Consider the following 15,590-nt stretch of genomic DNA (forward strand, 5'->3'; position numbering starts at 1 on the left):
CCTATGCTAGCGATGCAACGCCAGCACGGCTGAATTGCCAACCACCGGAGACGTGCCCACGCGATGCATACGACCGAAACGCAATCCATCGTCGAAACCGACCTCCCGGCGCGCCTCGACCGGCTGCCATGGGGGCGCTTTCATGTGCTGATCGTCGTGGCGCTCGGCGTGACCTGGCTGCTGGACGGTCTGGAAGTGACGCTCGCGGGCGCCGTGGCGAGCGCGCTGAAGACGAGCCCGGTGCTCCATTTCGACAACACGCAGGTGGGGCTCGCGGGCAGCGCGTATATTGCCGGCGCGGTTTGTGGCGCGCTCGGCTTTGGCTGGCTCACGGACCGGCTGGGGCGGCGCAAGCTCTTTTTCGTCACGCTCACGGTTTACCTGCTCGCCACGGCCGCCACGGCGTTCTCATGGAGTTTCGCAAGCTTCGTGGCGTTTCGCGCGCTGACCGGCGCGGGCATCGGCGGAGAGTATGCGGCCATCAATTCGACCATCCAGGAGTTCACGCCGGCGCGCGTGCGCGGCTGGACCGACCTCGGCATCAACGGCACGTTCTGGGTGGGCGCAGGCATTGGCGCCGCGGGCTCGCTGGTCGTGCTCGAGCCGCATCTGCTGCCGCCCGACTGGGGCTGGCGCGTGTGCTTCTTCATCGGCGCCGTGCTTGCGCTGATCATCCTGCCCATGCGCACGTGGATTCCCGAAAGCCCGCGCTGGCTCCTCACGCACGGCGAGCACGACGAGGCCCGCTCGATCGTCGAGGCGATCGAAGCGCGCTTTCGCAAGGCGGGCCATAGGCTCGCCGATCCCCAGACGTTGCCGCTGCGGCTGCGCGCGCAAGGCCACACGCCGCTCGCCGTCGTGCTGCACACGATCTTCGTGCGGCACCGCCGCCGCGCGGTCGTGGGCCTTTCATTGATGACGGCCCAGGCGTTCTTCTACAACGCGATTTTCTTTACGTACGCACTGGTGCTCACGGACTTCTACCACGTGCCGGGCGGCGACGTGGGTCTCTATCTGCTGCCGTTCGCGCTCGGCAATTTCCTCGGTCCGCTCGTGCTGGGGCGGCTGTTCGACGTGCTCGGCCGCCGCAAGATGATTGCCGCGACCTATGCACTCTCGGGCGTGCTGCTGACGGCCAGCGGCTACCTGTTCGCGCAGGGAGTGCTGAGCGTCACGACGCAGACCCTCGCGTGGATGGTGATTTTCTTCTTTGCGTCGGCGGCGGCAAGCTCGGCCTATCTGACTGTGAGCGAGTCGTTTCCGCTCGAGATCCGCGCACTCGCGATCGCCGTGTTCTACGCATTCGGGACGGCGCTCGGCGGGATCGCCGGACCTGTTTTCTTCGGACATCTGATCGATACGCACCAGCGCGGCGAGGTGCTTACGGGTTACCTCGTGGGTTCCGCGCTGATGCTGGGTGCCGCGTTGATCGCCGCAATCTGGGGCGTGGATGCCGAGCGCAAGCCGCTGGAACACGTGGCCGCACCGCTTTCGGCGGTGCCGGACGAGCCGTGATGCGGGACTTGCGCTGGAATGTGCCGGGCGCGAATGGCCCGGCGGGAACGGCTGCTTACGATCCCCACACCTGCATTTCGTCGAGCGAGTAGCCCCACTGCGTTGCGCGCTTCGTGCCGTACATCCGCACGTAGCGACCGTGGCCGTTCAGGTTCGGCAGGTTGACGTGACCATACGAGACGCCGTTGCTGGTCGAGTAGAGCGTCGTCCAGTTGACGTTGTCGTTCGACGTCTGGATCTGATAGACGCTCGCGCCCGCATCCCAGTACAGATCGATGCTGCTGATGTTCTTCACGGCCCCGAGATCCACGGAGATCCATTGCGGATCCACGCCGGCGCCTTCGGGCGAGTCCCAGCGCGTGGTGGTGAGGTTGCCGTCGAACGCCTTGTCGGGCGTGAGCGACGCGTTATAGCTCGCCGAAGCGGCGGCGGGATGGCCTTGCGAGAGCAGCGAGACCTGGCTTGCGGCAGGGCCGCCGTAGTAGCTCGACCCGAGCTTGGCCTTCGTGGTGTCGGCGTTCACGCCAAACTGCGTCAGGCTCCAGCGCTGGCCCGAGTTCACGTCGCCGAGGTAGAGCTGATAGCCGCCCGCCGTCGTCGACGAGAAGAACAGGTAGTTCGTGCCGTTCACCGGGCCCGGGTCGGAGTTGTTGCTGATGCAGTCGTTGAGCGACAACTGGTTCGGCGTCGACGACGGGTCCGCGGTCTTTTCATAGATCTGGTCGAGCGCGCTCGAGTCTTTCCAGCGCGCGTAGAACACGTTGCCGTCCGCTCGCACGATCGGATAGTACGTTTCCAGCGAGGCCGGGTGATCGAACACGGCCGTGACGCCGGTCGCGATCGTGAGCTTCATCAGGCCCATGTTCGCGCCCGTGCCGGTGGCGTAGTAGACGGCGCTTTCGTCAGGTGAAAGATAGGGCATCGAGTACTCGCCGCCGGACGGCGCGGTAGCGAGCGCCACGACCGACGTGAAGACCGGGCCCGCGCTCGTGTACGAGAGCGTGGCCTGCATGACGCTGCCGTTCTGCTTGAAAACGATCGTCTTGCCGTCCGGGCTGAATTTCGGATCTTCGTTGCGCGTGGCGCCCGTGCTGTTCGTCAGGTTGATCGGCGCGTTGTTCGTGCCGAGCTGATACATGAACACATTCCACGCGTTGTTGGTCACGCCCATGAAGGTGATCCACTTGCCGTCGGGGCTGAACACCGCGTTCATCGGGTCCTTGATGCCCCACGAGGCGTTGCTCAACTGCGTGAGCGCGTGCGCCGAAAAGTCATAGAGAAAGATCTGGCTCGTGCCGTCGCCGTAGCTCACATAGCTGTGGTAAACGAGCTTGCCCGTCAGGCTGGCGGGAAACGAGGCGTCGGGCTGCGCCGCGGGATTGCTGATGCAAGTCGCGCTGGCGACACCCGCACACAGATTGAGGGCAATGCCGGCCATCATGCCGGCAACGAGATTCTTCATTTTCACAATCAGTTATCCTTATCAAATGGAACTGGAGGATACGCAAGGTATCCGGATACTTTTCTTGAGAGGCGGCGCCGCACAACGCATCGCCGCCTGGCGCGGTTCTTTCTGCCGCGTTCGCCGGCCTTGCGCTGGGAGCCTGGAAAAAGCCCGCGGGGATTCGCAGGCTTTCTATGGGTGGGAGCGCGTGCCGGGCAACCGATGGCCGTAGGGCAAGCGCTTATGTCATGACAATCTCATGGCCTTTCGGGCTAAAACGGTAACCGCCACCCGAGCGCTTCGCGTCGTACATGGCCCTGTCTGCTCTTTCGACGAGACCGGCCAGCGTTTCGCTGGCCGCCTCACGGGTGGCGATGCCGATGCTCAGTCCAACGAACCCGAACTCGCGTGCAAGCGGGTCCACCGCCGCAATCAACCGGTTGCAAAGCTGATCGACATCTGCGCGCTTCGTGAGGCCCGGTGCGATCAGCACGAATTCGTCGCCGCCCACTCTCGCGAGCAGATCGCCGGAACGCCGCACCTGGCGCAGCCGCTCCGAAACGCGGCGCAACAGCGCGTCGCCGGTCGCATGGCCCAAGGTGTCGTTGATGAGCTTGAAGCCGTCGAGGTCCATGAAGAGCGCGGTGACGGGTCCGCGCGCGGTTGCTTCACCGCCTTCCAGCGCGCGTAGATGCAGTTCCAGATCGCGCCGGTTCGGCAGCCCGGTGAGGGCGTCGCGCAACGCTGCACGCGTCATGCGCTCCGCGCCTCGCACCACGCCTTCGAATGCCTTCCTTTGCATGACCGTGGCGAATGCCAGCAGCGCCAGCACGCCCAGCAGCAAGCCGGCGAACGCAGAGCCCGTGAGCTCGAGGCGGACAGTTTCGTCGCGCAGGGCCGCCGCCCTTCTGGCGTCGCAATCGGCGACGATCGCGCCGATGCGCTCGCGAAGCCGGTCCATCGCCGCCTTCCCGGCATTGGTCTTGACCACGCTCAGCGCGCGCTCGTGTTGCCCGAGCCGCTCGAGTTGCACGGTCTGGGCGAGCTCGTCGAGCTTTTCATTCATGTCGCGGCGGACGTCGCGCAGGCCGGCGGCCTGTTCTGGGGTATGGAGCAAATTAGTGAGCCGGGCAAGCGCGTCGAGCGCTTCGGCTTTGCCGCGCACGTAGGGCGCGAGGTATTGCTCATCCGCGGTCAGGAGGTAGCCGCGCTGGCCGCTCTCGGCGTCCTTCATTCCGCTGAGGAGGGCATTGCTGGTGTTCACGAGCAGGGACGCGCGATTTTGCAGGCGCGCGTCGGCGACCACCGCGCTTGCCTGCCAGGCGGACACGACGGCTGAGGCGAAGAGGGCGGCCACGATGCATGCATAGATGGCGAGCGAGCGCCGCCGCTCCGCAGTAATGGCCTTTCGCACTTCGATCACGGTTCGCCCCCGAGGTTGCCGGCGGAAACACTCCGCTTCAGCATTGCGAACCAAGTCTAACGATCTGTCTGAACATCAATCTGGAGATAAGAGGTAAATCGTGCGGGTATCTCGCCTGTTTGACCGCGTGCGGTAGATATTGCCGCTAGAGGCGGCGTGGCGAGCGTAGCGCAGGCGCAGACGAACGCGATTCCCGGTTCATGGAGGCCGGGAATTCGCAGAAAAGTCGACGCGTTTAAGGGCACATACGACGCCTGACGGCATCGCGAGTCGTGCACGGATATGCGGGTCGGAGGATGAATAGTGTTTGCATGCCGCCGCAGCAAGAATTATACCGAAGGTGGCAGGAGCTTGCGATCGATGAACGACTGGAGTGCTTCGCAGAACGCATCGCGGGTGTCGACCGCAGCGTTGAATCCGGCCTTGCGAAGCTTGACAGTACTAACGAATGCGACCGGACCCGCCGGGGCGCCGTAAGCGAACGCAAAGTCGGCATGTTGATCGCCTTGTCCGACGAATGCGCGCAGATCGCCGCTCGCAAGACCGTACCTGGCGACGATTTTTGCCCATACCTCGGCGTTCTCGCGAATGTACTGCGTCACGCTGACCGGCTCGTCGCTGCCCGTTTGCACACCCAGCGTTCTGGCCATGGCGGGCCACACGCTGCGCCATTCGAAGACATCGCCGTTGGTGACGTTGAATATCTCGTTGGCCGCTTGTGGTGCCCGCGCCGCCCACACCATGACCTGCGCGACGAGATCGGCATCGGCCATTTCCCAGACGAACGACGGGCCGCCGGGGAAGCTGAACGGCTCGCCTTTCTCGCGGCGGATAGCGGCATAGACACCAATGGCCGGGAGAACGTTGAGCGCGCCGGGCGTCTTGCCGGTGACGAGTTGGGGGCGCAGCACGGTATAGGCGAAGCCGTGCTTCGCAGCGGCGGCACTCAGGTAGTCCTGCTGATCGAAGAAGAAGTTCGCGTGATCGTCACGCGGGTCGCTCTCGCGTGCGGGGATGGCAATGGGGTGGAGATGAACGCCATATGCTTTCGTCCCCTGCAAAATGGACACGTGCTTGAGCGTGGTCTTGTCCGCAACGAGCGGCTCGATCACGTTGCGCAGCATCGCATTGTTGATTTCGATCTGCTCGGCATTCGACCAGCCGCTCACCAGGTCGCCCGCATTCTCGTAGATGGCCGCATACGCCACGTGCGTAATGCCGTCGAGTGCGGCGAGTGCCTCGCGGGCAGCGCTTTCGTTGCGCAGATCGACCGGGACGAACTCGAAGTCGCGGCCGCTCGGCAGTTCCGGCTTGCGCCTGGAAATACCCACGACGTCCCAACCCGAAGAGAGAAAGGATTCAATTGCGGCCACGCCGATGAGTCCGCTTGCTCCTGCCACCAGAACCTTGTTTCTCGTGCTCATTGCTGTTCTCCATTTCCGTGAATTCATTGCGGCCCAGGCCTGTCTGCGCGATTCGAAATTATCGGCAGCTGCCTGAGCGATCCTTGCCGGCTGGCTGCCGGTCACCAGCAATGTAGTTTTGGCGGTGCTTGCCCGGTAGTAGCGGACCCGGAATCACGCTTATTCCACGCAGGCATGGACGATGACGCCTTGAGGCGGCTAGCGGGAATATCGAGGCGCGCCTTGGCGGCTTGTAAGCCCACCGTGCGCAGCGTAGAGTCGGATGAGGAGATGGCGTGGTCTGTCCGACCAGCGCCGGAGGCGATCATGCGAGGCAGTCAACTCACCGTCTACGTGGCGAACCAGAGTCATCGCGTGCGACACATGCCGGTCGTCGAGTGGATTCTCGACGAGGCGAGGCATGCCGGCATCCAGGGCGCGACGGTGGTCGACATCGCCGAAGGCGTGGACGTGAACGGCAAATACCACGCGGCGCGCTTTTTCGAGCTTGCCGAACAATCGGTGGCTGTCTCGGTGGTCGCCGGCGACGACGCGATCGAAGCGTTGCTCGCCAAACTTCACGAGGTCGGCATTCGGCTCTTTTATACGCGCGCACCGATCGAATACGAGACGCTTGGCACAGACGATGAAGCGGATCAATCGCATGAGCGGCGGAGGGCGACATGAACGGTTACCAGCTCACGTTCTATACCGAGCAGAACCGCCACCACGGCCATCGAACGGTGTGCGAATGGCTCCTGCACGAAGCGAAGCAACTGGGTATCCACGGCGCCACCGTGATCAACTGTGCGCAAGGCACGGGTCATGCGGGCGCGCATCACGCGGCCCATATGCTCAAGCTTGCCGACCAGCCCGTGCAGATCATCCTCGCCGCCACGGAAGACGAGGCACAGCGTATGCTCGATGCCGTCAAGGCCGCGCAGGTGCACGTGTTCTATACGCGTTCACCGATTGAATTCGGCGTGCTGGGGGGCGACGCCCCGCCGAGCGAGCACAAGCATTTTTCGCTATTCAGGCACAAGCCGCAATGAACCGATAAGGCGCGAGGCGCGGCCCATCGACTTTCGCTGAAGGTTCATGGAGAAACGGGCATGGCGGCGCTCACCGTGGCAATGCCGAGCACCGTCATGAGCAGCGACGCGCACACGTGAATCGCGATCTCCGCGGCGGCCCAGCCGGGGCGGCCTTCCTGAATGTGGGCCACGACTTCGGCGGAGAACGTGGAGAACGTCGACAGCCCGCCCATGAGGCCCGTGATCACGAACAAGCGCCATTCGCCGGGGACTTCGGGAAGCCGCGCGAAAAAGGCCACGGCCACGCCAATCACGTAGCCGGCGATCACATTGGCTGCAAACGTTCCGAGGGGAAGTTCGGGAAAGACACCGTTCAGGCGCAGGCCGAGAAACCAGCGCAACAGTGAACCCAGTGCGCCGCCAATGGCAACGGCAAGGACGGCAAGTACCGGCTGAGCCATGTTGATGCCCCTGTATGTGCAGACCCGCAGCGACACAGGCAGCTTCGCTGCGCATGCGCTCGGGTGGGTCACAGGCATCATCAGCTCGGTATGAGCGGTTAAAGGAGAATGCCATCTCCAGTCACGCAGTGTATCAGGCGAGGCCGCCGTGCCGGCGAATTTATTGCGCGCGTGTATTGAGTTCCGCTATTCACGAGCCATACTGGTATCCACATGCCGAGCCAAAACCGGAGGACTGCCATGCCGACCTACCAGTACCGCTGCGAAAAGTGCGGAGAAACGTTTGAGAGCGTCGAGCATCTAGCCGAGCATCAAGGGGCGCATCCGCGCTGCCCGCACTGCGGAAGCGAGCAGGTTCAGCACGTGCCTACAACATTCGTGCCCAAGACGTCGAGAAAAAGCTGACCTCGCCGCCCTCGCGGCGATTTGCGGTCAGCGGGCGGCCAGCATGCGGCCCCCGAGCGCGATCAACAGCAAACCGGCGGCGGTTTCGAGCGCCGCTTTGCGTCGATAGAGCGTCTGACGCACGGTGGGGTGAGAAGCGAGCAGCGCCATCGCGCAGTACCAGGCGCCCGAGATGCCGATCGAGAGACCGATCACGGCGATGTCGAGCCAGGCGCTCGCGTGAGCGGGCACCATCACCGCGAAAATGCTCCCATAGAACGCGATGGCTTTCGGATTCGTCATGCTGACGAGATAGCCTTTCTTCGCGGCGGCCCAGCCCGAGGTCTCGGTTACGTCCGCAACGGGCAACGGTTGCCGCGCGGTGCGGATCATCTTGATGCCCAGCCAGATCAGATAGAGGGCGCCTGCAAGCCGGATGGCGGCATTGACCCATGCGACGTGCGTGACGATCAAGCTGAGCCCCGCGATGGCGATCAGCGCCCAGGTGCCGGACGCCGCCGCAAGGCCGAGGCCGGTCATGACACCTGCGTATCGCGACGCTACCGCGGTGGACGTGACGATCAAGAAGTTGGGACCAGGGCTCGCGACACTGAGGAAGAGGACGCCTGCGAGCGCAAGCAAAATATTGGCGGACTGGGGCATGTCGTTTCCGTGGCGCGCTGGGCGGGACGTGAGTTGACGGGACGTTGCGGGTTCTATCATACCCGCGAGTTCTGGACGTGCTTCGCCGCAGCGTTATCGAATGCCCCGGTGATAAGACAAGGTTGTGCGCGCAACAGATTGCGTTTGCGGCGCCTGCAAGCGCCGCGTGTGCAACCGCTAAACCTCGCGAAGCTACGAAAGCGCGCGCAACTGCTGGCGCAGCCGGTCGACTTCGGCGGGGGCAAATGGCTCCTCGATTTCGGCATGCGTCTGTTGCCACACAGGGAATGCCTGGGCGAGCAGCCGGTGGCCATCGGGCGTCAGGCTCAGCAGACGGCTGCGCTTGTCCTCCGGGTCCTGCTCGATGCGCACGAGGCCCCGGCGCTCGAGCGGCTTGAGCGCGGCCGTCAGGGTGGTGCGGTCCATTGCCAGCAGCGACGACACGTCTTTCATCGCCGGCGGCTGCGGCCGATTGAGCGACATCAGCAGCGAGAACTGGCCGTTCGTGAGATCGAGCGGACGCAAAGCTTCGTCGAAAATCCGCGCAAGGTTGCGCGCCGCCCGTTGCATATGCAGACACAGGCAGCAGTCACGCACCATGAGCGTCGTATCGAAGGGCAGTTTCTTTGCGGAAGACATGTTGCAATTATGTTGGTATCAACCTATATTGTCAAGGCCAGCGGAGCAGCATCCCGTTGCTCCCATCATCAGGCGGAGGTCGCATGAGCGATCAGAAACTGTTTCTCGCCGTTTTCCTCGGCAGCAAGGACAACCCGCGCTCGCAGGCGTGGTGGGCGCTTCCCGAAGAGACGCGGGCCGAGCGCGCGCGGGAGGGCATCGCCGCGTGGAAGGCGTGGGTGGAAGATCACAAGGCGGATATCGTCGATCTCGGCGGGCCGCTCGGCAAGACCAAGAGCATTGGCGAGGAGGGCATCGAGGATACGGCCAATGCGCTCACGGGCTTTACCGTCGTGCGCGCCGCTTCGCACGAAGAGGCGGCCAAATTGTTCGAACGCCATCCGCATTTCACGATCTTCCCCGGCGATTCGATCGAAGTGATGCCCGTACTGCCGATCCCGGGCGGCTGAGTGGAGCGGCCTGCCGGATAGCGGGCGCCGCGAGCCGGGAAGTTGCCGCTGCCCACAGCGGAGGAGTTTTTCGACAGTTTGGAGGATCGTGATGAAGCTTTACGGATTTGCTGGAACCCGTTCGCAACGCGCGCTCTGGGGGCTGAAGGAAGTCGACGCCGATTTCGAGTTCATATCGGTCAACCTGCTCGAGGGCGAGCACAAAAGGCCGGAATTCCTGCGCCTGAATCCGGCGGGTAAGGTCCCCGTGCTGGTGGACGGCGACCGGGTCATTCCCGAATCGGCGGCCATCGTGCTGTACCTCGCGGACAAATATCCGGAGAAAGGGCTGCTGCCCACCGATCTCGAAGAGCGGGCGCAGGTGTATCGCTGGACCCTGTTCGCAGTGACGGAACTGGAGCAGCCGCTTTGGCGCATCACGCGGCACAGCTTCCTTTACCCGCCGGACAAGCGCCTGCCCGCCGATATCGAGCTCGCGCGCGCGGATTTCATGACCATGGCTACCGTTCTCGAGAAGCATCTCGAAGGGCGCGAGTTCATTGTTGGCGACAGGCTCACGGTGGCCGATTGCGTGACGGCCTATCTGATGGACTGGGCCAACGAAGTGCAGTTGATCGAAACGTTCCCGCGTTTGCAGGCCTATCTCGAGCGTCTTTACGCACGGCCGGAAGCGCCGCAGCGTATCGCCGACGCGCGCAAGGCGGCGTGATATCGGCGGCGTGCGGCATGCGTTTCGCCGCTCAACCGCCTGCGATCAGCTTGCGGCGCGCTGCCTTTACGTCGGCGAGGTGCGCCTCGTCCCAGTCGTAGAAGCCCGCGCCGCTGCGCACGCCGACGCGACCGGCGTCCGCCTGCTCCCGCAGCAGATCGATGACGCCTTCGTCCTTCGCGAGTGTGGGCATGAGGTGTGAAGCAATGTCGACGAACGTGTCGAGGCCACCCATGTCCGCGCTCTCGAACGGTCCGACGATCCCCCATCGACGGCCGAGCGAGGCCTTCATCACGCGGTCGACCACTGCGGGGCTTGCCGCGCCCGAGCGCACGATGTTGAGCGCCTCGCGCAGCACCGCGAACTGCAGCCGGTTGCCGACAAAGCCCGGGATCGCTTTTGCGAGCACGACCGGCTCCATGCCGATCGCGCTCATGAGCGCCTCGGCGCGCGCCGTGACTTCGGGCGCGGTGGCGCGGCCCGGCACCACCTCGACGAGCGGGATCATGTGAGGCGGGTTCCAGAAGTGAGCGATCAGGAAGCGCTCGGGCGCGGGCAGGGGGCCCGCGAGCAGATCGGGCTCGAAGCCGCTGGTGTTGCTCGCGAGAATCGCGTCGGGCGCGAGCACGGCGCCGAGTTGCGTATAGAGCCGGTGCTTGAGATCGAGCACCTCGGGCACGGCTTCGAAAACGAACTGTGCCTGGGCCATGACATTGAGCCGGCTCTCCGTTTCGATGCGCGCGAGCGCTGCCGCGCGGGTGGCGGTGTCGATGCGGCCGGCATCGACAAGCTCGTCGAGCACCGCGCCGGCCTTCGCGGCCACCGTCCCGAGCCTGGCGGGATCGACGTCATGCACGATCGTGCGCAGGCCATGCAGTGCGCATTGCGTCGCGATGCCGACGCCCATCAGGCCCGTGCCGACCACACCCACTACGGTTACCGTACTATCCATGCCGACTGGCCTCCTTGCCTGTTTCTTGCAGAGACCGCAAGCATAGCGCCTTGCGTCGTGCTTACGGTCTGTGGCGGGCAATTCGGCCGGAAGCGCTTCAATCGTGCTGCATATTCGGGGCCATCGTGGGTGCGGGCTGACCCGGAGCCGGTGCGTGGTCGAAGCCAACGGCCCCGGCGGCAATGCGCGCTTCGGCCGCCTGCAGGTCGGAAGGATATTTGTTGTCGCGTCCGGTGGGTTTGTAACCGGCCTTCTCGATCTGGGCCAATTGCTCGCGCACCTGAGCGCGCGTGGGCGAGGCATTGGGTGCCTGAGCAAAAGAAAGGGCCGGGATGAGCGATGCGGCCGCGATGGCGGCCAGTTTAAGCGTCCGGTTCATAGTCTGTGCCTCCAGCTATTCGGGTGTCAGCGCTGCGGACCCACGGCGGGTCAGTCGCTGGCACGGCTAGCTTGGCGGGACAGGCTTAAGGAATGGTTAACGTAAGGGGGCGCCCGGCCATGACGCCAGAAGGCGCCATGCCGGCCGGTTCCCCAAACGGGGCTCGATAAACCCCGCGCACCACCGCTCAATCGCCAGCGCGAAGCTGGCGGCGCGGCTCATTGAGTCTGGAGTGCTGGAGCAACCTCATCGCCCATTCCGGCAAACCACTGCTTACGCATGGGCTGGAGAATGAATTTTGCCGACACGCCCGCGACGATCGACACGACGGCCGAGCCGATCAGCACATGCTCCCAGGAGCCGCCCGCGGCCACCAGCGAAGCAATCGGGACGAGCAACGACGCGGTGCCCTTGGCCGTATAAAGTGTGCCCGCGTTCGACGACGCGTATTGGCTGCCGAACGTATCCGCGCAGATCGCCGGGAAGATCGAGAAAATCTCTCCCCAGCACAGGAAGATCAGCGGCGCGAAGATAAGGAATGCATAGGGATCGTGTCCATAGGCATTCATGCCGAGCAGCGAGAGTCCTTCGCCAACGAACACGATCAGCATGGTGTTCTCGCGGCCGATCTTGTCGGACAGGAGACCGCAGACGGGACGCGTGAGCCCGTTGAGCAGATTGTCGACCGACAGCGCCAGCGTCAGCAGGGGCAGCGTTGCACCAAAGAATTGCACAGGGAGCTTCGCGAAGCCAAACGATTTCGCGATCGGGCCGAGCTGTGCCGTGGCGATCAGGCCGCCGGCGGCTACGAGCACGAACAGCAAATAGATCATCCAGAAAAGCGGTGTTTTGACCATCTGCCCCGGCGTGTAGTCGACCTTGCTCGTCACGATGCGCGCGGCCGGCTTGATGCCGGGCCCCGGCTTCGGACGAATCAACACAATGCCCAGAATGAAGATCGCGATGCCCTGAATGAGGCCGAACACGAGGAACGTCTGCCGATACCCCGAATCGTGAATCATGTTCGCGATCGGAATCACCGTTAGCGCTGCGCCCGCGCCGAAGCCCGCGGCGGTCAGGCCGGCGGCAAGTCCGCGCCGGTCGGGGAACCACTTCAGCGCGTTGCCGACGCAGGTGCCGTACACGCAGCCCGCCCCGAGTCCGGCGATGACCGAAGCGGCATAGAGCACGGGCAGCGTGGTGGCGAACGAATCGATCACCCAGCTAAGCGCGACGAAGACGGCCCCCGCCATGACGACGGGGCGCGGTCCGAAGCGGTCGACCAGCCAGCCCTCGACCGGCACGAGCCACGTTTCGACCAGAATGAAGATGGCGAACGCCGTTTGAACCTCGGCGGCGGTCCAGAAATTCTGCGTTTTCATCGGGACAACGAAGAGTGTCCACGCATATTGCAGGTTGGCGACGAGCGCCATGCAGGCAATGCCGATGAACAATTGCGTCCACCGGTTTCCCAGCAAGGGTTGACCTGCCGGCGAGGCAGCGGATGACATGACGACTTCTCCCACAAATTAGAGGCCGGGTGACAGCGCGCGTGGGTGCGATGGCGTGCGAGCCCGCGCGCCGCGCCCTGTTTCATGCAGCGAAGGCGCCGTTCGGGCAGAGCAGGTAGGCTTGCCGCTGCGCCACCCGAAACCGGCGTGCGATATCAGGACTTCTGCTCGTACACCCCAACCTTGTTGCTTTCGTTGAGATAGACGTAGACGCGATGGGTGGCGGTATCCACGGTCAGGGTGTGGACCTTGGGCTCGGTGTGGATGTGATCGACGACCTGGTTCGAATCCAGATCGACCACTTCGAGGCTGCCGGTCTTGTCGCCAATGAACGCGCGGCGCTTGTCGGTGTCGATCGCCGTCTGGTCCACCGCGCCCGCCACGTTGATGGTGGCGACGAGCTTGCCGGTTGCCGGGTCCACCACGAGCATCTTCTTGTCGCTGGTGCCGAAGATCAGGTGATTCGTCTTGCTGTCGTAGACCCCGCCCTTGGCGTCGCCTTTCAGGCCGAAATCCCAGACCGCTTCGATCTCGTGCGTGTTCGGATTGATCACGTCGATCTTGCCGCCCACCGGCTGATACAGGCGGTCGGTGGAGGCGACATAGAGCGCGACGTCCGGCCCGTCCTTGTCGTCTTCGGGTTTCAGCTTGAACGTGGCCTTGAGCGCGTACGGCGAGGTCGGATCAAAAACGGCTTCGTTGTTGCTGTCGTCGTTCGCGAGCAGGATCGTGCCGGTCTTCGTGTCGACGTTCACGCCGTCGGGGGTTTTGCCGCCGCTGTCGACGGTGGCAACTCGGTCGAACGAATGTTTGTCATAGACGATCAACTTACCGGTGGTGGCGTCCGTGACATAGGCGTGGTTCGCGTCGAAATCGATGCCGTTGCCGGAATCGACATCCGCAAGCGTCTTCTTGATCGTCATGGTCCTGGCGTCGATCACCACGACGTTGTGATCGGGCGACTGAGACAGCCAGACCGCGTGGGTATCCTTGTCGTAGGTGACCCAGTCGCCGTGTCCGCCCTTGCTGCCGGGCAGGTCGATCGTCTTGACGAGCTGGTACTGCGAGGTTTGCGCGTGGGCCGTGACCGAGCACAGCCCCAACGCTGCGAGACCGATTGTCAACGTGGTATGCCTGAAAAAAGCCATGTTGCCTCCAGAGGAATTGAATGCGTTTTTGATGGGTTTGATCGACTGCCTTGAATAGCCGGGGTCAGAATTTGTGCGTGATGCCGAGAATCGCCACGACCTGTGAACGGGTGCTCGAACTCGCTGCCAGATCGCCCACCGTGCCGCCCGCCGCGACGATCGTGGAGCCGTCTTCACTGAAGGTCGTGCCGCTCGCGTGGGAGTACGCGACGTCCGCGTAGAAGCTCGTGCGCTTGCTCAGCGAGTAGGTGGCGTTCACGCCGAAGTTGTTGTAGGTGGCCGACGACGCACCGCTCGAGTGCGTGTAGACGTAGTTGAGCGCACCGGTCAGTTCGGGGTTGAACTGATACTGAAGCGCCGCGCCGCCAACGTTGAATGTCTCCGTGCGGTTGAACGCGCCGTAGTCCGTGTACGGCTTGTACTGAGCATTGCTGTAGCGGATGTTGGCGGTCAGGCTGCCGATCACGTACTGTGCGGCGACCTGCACGATCTGGCGCGAGCCGAACATGGGCGTTGCGCCGAACAGCGGCGTGACCGAGTTATCCTGGGTCAGGTCGGCCGCGCCGTTGCCGTTCACGTCGTTCTTCGCGAACAGGTAGCCCGTGGCCAGCGTCAAACCCCCGTTGTTGTACGATGCGGCCGCCCCGTACGCATGGCCGCCGGTCGCGTTTCCGGCAATGCCGCCCACGCCGTACATCAGCTCGTACTGGAAGCCGGCGTAGGTTGGGCTCGCGTACTTGATCGAGTTATTGATCCACACCGAGTTGTCGTTGTTGTCGGCGTCGCCCGGCGTGGTGAAAGCCGGTCCCGCAAAGTTGTCGCCGGTAATCGGCTGGATCAGGTCGACCGTTGGATCGAATTGCCGTCCCAGCGTCAGCGTTCCATAGGCATCGTCGGCGAGACCGACGGTGGACTGGTGAGCGAAAATGCGATTGTTCGACAGCGATCCACGCGTGATGTCGAACGAGCTTTCCAGGGTGAAGATCGCGTTCAGCCCGCCGCCAAGGTCTTCCTTGCCTTTGAGGCCCCAATACGTCGATGCGTTGTCGCCGTTTTGCATTGCCACCAGAGAGTGGCCGCCCGTGTTGTTGAAGTAGGCGACGGCTTCGTCGAGCGAGCCGTACAGCGTGACGCTGCTCTGCGCGTGCGCCGCGGCCGAAGCGAATACGCTAAGTACTCCGATGCAAATGACTCGATACCTGGAATAGCTCACAACATCTCCTTTCACTAGTAGTAATTTGTCTTGCGAATTGGGGAATGCGGAATTCGGTGCCGAAGATCGATGCTTTGGAACAGGGCGGAGGTGCTCGAGGTGGCCCGCCGTTGACATGTTGGGCAGGCCGCTTTGGCGCCGCGTTGAGCGCCTTTTCACTGGAGGTTCGCGGCGGGTATCAACTGTTCCGGAACGAACTTTGACGGCGCGCCAGGCTTAAGGACAATCGAATAATTTTATGCGCACGATAAAAGAGAGCTTAT

At 63.5% G+C, this 15,590-nt stretch carries 17 protein-coding genes and 1 riboswitch; of the genes, 6 read left to right on the plus strand and 11 right to left on the minus strand.

Features of this window, described 5'->3' with window-relative positions; all coding sequences use genetic code 11:
• Positions 1-63: 63 nt before the first annotated feature.
• Positions 64-1,515 carry an MFS transporter gene (locus tag E1956_RS37550; protein WP_134758419.1) on the plus strand — a complete coding sequence of 484 codons (1,452 nt, stop codon included), beginning with the start codon at positions 64-66 and terminating at the stop codon, positions 1,513-1,515.
• Positions 1,516-1,570: 55 nt separating this feature from the next.
• Here E1956_RS37550 and E1956_RS37555 read toward each other — a convergent pair whose 3' ends face one another.
• From E1956_RS37555 to E1956_RS37565, 3 genes are all read right to left on the minus strand, one after another.
• Positions 1,571-2,983: a discoidin domain-containing protein gene (locus E1956_RS37555; protein WP_134758420.1), complete on the minus strand. Its 1,413-nt coding sequence runs from the start codon at positions 2,981-2,983 to the stop codon at positions 1,571-1,573.
• Positions 2,984-3,200: 217 nt separating this feature from the next.
• Entirely contained in the window at positions 3,201-4,382 is a 1,182-nt protein-coding gene (locus E1956_RS37560; RefSeq protein ID WP_167760255.1) for a GGDEF domain-containing protein, read from the minus strand.
• A gap of 329 nt (positions 4,383-4,711) precedes the next feature.
• Positions 4,712-5,806: an SDR family oxidoreductase gene (locus E1956_RS37565; protein WP_134758422.1), complete on the minus strand. Its 1,095-nt coding sequence runs from the start codon at positions 5,804-5,806 to the stop codon at positions 4,712-4,714.
• Between the two features lie 306 nt (positions 5,807-6,112).
• Here E1956_RS37565 and E1956_RS37570 point away from each other — a divergent pair, with 306 nt between their 5' ends.
• Entirely contained in the window at positions 6,113-6,472 is a 360-nt protein-coding gene (locus E1956_RS37570) for a DUF190 domain-containing protein (RefSeq protein WP_134758423.1), read from the plus strand.
• Positions 6,469-6,837: a DUF190 domain-containing protein gene (locus E1956_RS37575; RefSeq protein ID WP_134758424.1), complete on the plus strand. Its 369-nt coding sequence runs from the start codon at positions 6,469-6,471 to the stop codon at positions 6,835-6,837. The genes E1956_RS37570 and E1956_RS37575 overlap by 4 nt, the downstream gene beginning before the upstream one ends.
• 44 nt (positions 6,838-6,881) lie before the next feature.
• Here E1956_RS37575 and crcB read toward each other — a convergent pair whose 3' ends face one another.
• Positions 6,882-7,280, minus strand: coding sequence for a fluoride efflux transporter CrcB (gene crcB / locus E1956_RS37580; protein WP_134758425.1), 399 nt, complete (start codon positions 7,278-7,280; stop codon positions 6,882-6,884).
• Positions 7,281-7,344: 64 nt separating this feature from the next.
• Positions 7,345-7,408, minus strand: a riboswitch (Fluoride riboswitch).
• A gap of 112 nt (positions 7,409-7,520) precedes the next feature.
• Here crcB and E1956_RS37585 point away from each other — a divergent pair.
• Positions 7,521-7,685 (plus strand): FmdB family zinc ribbon protein, encoded by a 165-nt coding sequence (locus E1956_RS37585; protein WP_028218158.1) that lies wholly within the window; start codon positions 7,521-7,523, stop codon positions 7,683-7,685.
• A gap of 27 nt (positions 7,686-7,712) precedes the next feature.
• Here E1956_RS37585 and E1956_RS37590 read toward each other — a convergent pair whose 3' ends face one another.
• The gene (locus E1956_RS37590) at positions 7,713-8,327 is read right to left on the minus strand and encodes a LysE family translocator (protein ID WP_134758426.1); all 615 of its coding nucleotides are present in this window, start codon (positions 8,325-8,327) and stop codon (positions 7,713-7,715) included.
• A gap of 192 nt (positions 8,328-8,519) precedes the next feature.
• Positions 8,520-8,966 (minus strand): MarR family winged helix-turn-helix transcriptional regulator, encoded by a 447-nt coding sequence (locus E1956_RS37595; protein ID WP_134758427.1) that lies wholly within the window; start codon positions 8,964-8,966, stop codon positions 8,520-8,522.
• An 83-nt stretch (positions 8,967-9,049) separates the two neighbouring features.
• Here E1956_RS37595 and E1956_RS37600 point away from each other — a divergent pair, with 83 nt between their 5' ends.
• Entirely contained in the window at positions 9,050-9,415 is a 366-nt protein-coding gene (locus tag E1956_RS37600; protein WP_028218155.1) for a YciI family protein, read from the plus strand.
• A gap of 91 nt (positions 9,416-9,506) precedes the next feature.
• The gene (locus E1956_RS37605) at positions 9,507-10,124 is read left to right on the plus strand and encodes a glutathione S-transferase family protein (protein WP_134758428.1); all 618 of its coding nucleotides are present in this window, start codon (positions 9,507-9,509) and stop codon (positions 10,122-10,124) included.
• Positions 10,125-10,155: 31 nt separating this feature from the next.
• Here E1956_RS37605 and E1956_RS37610 read toward each other — a convergent pair whose 3' ends face one another.
• From E1956_RS37610 to E1956_RS37630, 5 genes are all read right to left on the minus strand, one after another.
• The gene (locus E1956_RS37610; RefSeq protein ID WP_134758429.1) at positions 10,156-11,076 is read right to left on the minus strand and encodes a 3-hydroxyacyl-CoA dehydrogenase family protein; all 921 of its coding nucleotides are present in this window, start codon (positions 11,074-11,076) and stop codon (positions 10,156-10,158) included.
• Positions 11,077-11,173: 97 nt separating this feature from the next.
• Positions 11,174-11,455, minus strand: coding sequence for a DUF4148 domain-containing protein (locus E1956_RS37615; RefSeq protein WP_134758430.1), 282 nt, complete (start codon positions 11,453-11,455; stop codon positions 11,174-11,176).
• A 218-nt stretch (positions 11,456-11,673) separates the two neighbouring features.
• Entirely contained in the window at positions 11,674-12,966 is a 1,293-nt protein-coding gene (gene oxlT / locus E1956_RS37620) for an oxalate/formate MFS antiporter (protein WP_134758431.1), read from the minus strand.
• 155 nt (positions 12,967-13,121) lie between these two features.
• Entirely contained in the window at positions 13,122-14,114 is a 993-nt protein-coding gene (locus tag E1956_RS37625) for a YncE family protein (protein ID WP_134758432.1), read from the minus strand.
• A gap of 64 nt (positions 14,115-14,178) precedes the next feature.
• A complete protein-coding gene (locus tag E1956_RS37630; RefSeq protein ID WP_232072373.1) occupies positions 14,179-15,327 on the minus strand; it encodes a porin in 1,149 nt (382 codons plus the stop codon).
• Positions 15,328-15,590: the final 263 nt, after the last annotated feature.

Source organism: Paraburkholderia pallida (assembly GCF_004524855.1).
GTDB lineage: Bacteria > Pseudomonadota > Gammaproteobacteria > Burkholderiales > Burkholderiaceae > Paraburkholderia > Paraburkholderia oxyphila.

Excerpts from the sequence above, each read along its gene's own strand:
- E1956_RS37610 (WP_134758429.1), bottom strand. The coding sequence starts at position 11,076 with ATGGATAGTACGGTAACCGTAGTGGGTGTGGTCGGCACGGGCCTGATG.
- E1956_RS37565 (WP_134758422.1), bottom strand. The coding sequence starts at position 5,806 with ATGAGCACGAGAAACAAGGTTCTGGTGGCAGGAGCAAGCGGACTCATC.
- crcB (WP_134758425.1), bottom strand. The coding sequence starts at position 7,280 with ATGGCTCAGCCGGTACTTGCCGTCCTTGCCGTTGCCATTGGCGGCGCA.
- E1956_RS37625 (WP_134758432.1), bottom strand. The coding sequence starts at position 14,114 with ATGGCTTTTTTCAGGCATACCACGTTGACAATCGGTCTCGCAGCGTTG.
- E1956_RS37600 (WP_028218155.1), top strand. The coding sequence starts at position 9,050 with ATGAGCGATCAGAAACTGTTTCTCGCCGTTTTCCTCGGCAGCAAGGAC.
- E1956_RS37550 (WP_134758419.1), top strand. The coding sequence starts at position 64 with ATGCATACGACCGAAACGCAATCCATCGTCGAAACCGACCTCCCGGCG.
- E1956_RS37575 (WP_134758424.1), top strand. The coding sequence starts at position 6,469 with ATGAACGGTTACCAGCTCACGTTCTATACCGAGCAGAACCGCCACCAC.
- E1956_RS37595 (WP_134758427.1), bottom strand. The coding sequence starts at position 8,966 with ATGTCTTCCGCAAAGAAACTGCCCTTCGATACGACGCTCATGGTGCGT.
- oxlT (WP_134758431.1), bottom strand. The coding sequence starts at position 12,966 with ATGTCATCCGCTGCCTCGCCGGCAGGTCAACCCTTGCTGGGAAACCGG.
- E1956_RS37590 (WP_134758426.1), bottom strand. The coding sequence starts at position 8,327 with ATGCCCCAGTCCGCCAATATTTTGCTTGCGCTCGCAGGCGTCCTCTTC.
- E1956_RS37570 (WP_134758423.1), top strand. The coding sequence starts at position 6,113 with ATGCGAGGCAGTCAACTCACCGTCTACGTGGCGAACCAGAGTCATCGC.
- E1956_RS37585 (WP_028218158.1), top strand. The coding sequence starts at position 7,521 with ATGCCGACCTACCAGTACCGCTGCGAAAAGTGCGGAGAAACGTTTGAG.
- E1956_RS37605 (WP_134758428.1), top strand. The coding sequence starts at position 9,507 with ATGAAGCTTTACGGATTTGCTGGAACCCGTTCGCAACGCGCGCTCTGG.
- E1956_RS37615 (WP_134758430.1), bottom strand. The coding sequence starts at position 11,455 with ATGAACCGGACGCTTAAACTGGCCGCCATCGCGGCCGCATCGCTCATC.